The organism is Vibrio sp. 1401, from assembly GCF_033340295.1.
Genome location: NZ_JAWOWF010000422.1, coordinates 1 through 667 on the forward strand (window position 1 = coordinate 1; position 667 = coordinate 667).

Consider the following 667-nt stretch of genomic DNA (forward strand, 5'->3'; position numbering starts at 1 on the left):
CAACGGCAAGTATCGTCAATCCTGATTAAAGAACAGAACCAAACTGCCACCTTTCAGATCACTACCATAATTGATGGTTAAACCGATACCAATATTGTCTATCCAATCGGACTCAAACGGTGGAGTCATCAACCATCCAATACTGCCTTCATAATAATTCGTAGTATTTAGCGGATCGCTCGTATCGCCACCGATATCGATTCGACTAAAGCTGGTATAGAAAGATTGAACTGTCGTACCAATATGAGCGACGTCGTAGAAGACTTTGACACCATTTACCCAATACCAACCTTCCGGCTTTCCTACATTCCCGTTATTTGCCTCACCCCATCCGGTTCCATAGAAGTAATGTGGCGATGTCCAGAGATACCATTTCCCCCATGATTCTTGTTCAAGGTATTTTAACTTGGCGTTAAGCTGTCCGAGCAAAGCCCAAGCACTGGTATTTATCAATGCACCATCCAAAATAGGTTGGAGTGCCGTAATTGCATCACTTCGGTAGGTATAGTCCGTTTTATAATGTATGAGGTGAGCCCCTAGCGCACCACTTAAGCTAAAGTGTTCTGTGAGCTGCTTTTCCACTTCAAACTCGTTGTACCCACCGATAAACTGCTCTTTACTTCGATCTGGAATAGGTTCTTCATTGAAGTAAACATCTTGATCAATG

The 667-nt window shown here is 43.0% G+C and carries 1 protein-coding gene; it reads right to left on the reverse strand.

The features are described from left to right. Positions 1-15: 15 nt before the first annotated feature. A partial coding sequence (locus R7Z77_RS26005) for a Solitary outer membrane autotransporter beta-barrel domain (protein WP_318137132.1) occupies positions 16-667 on the reverse strand: 652 nt, incomplete at its 5' end.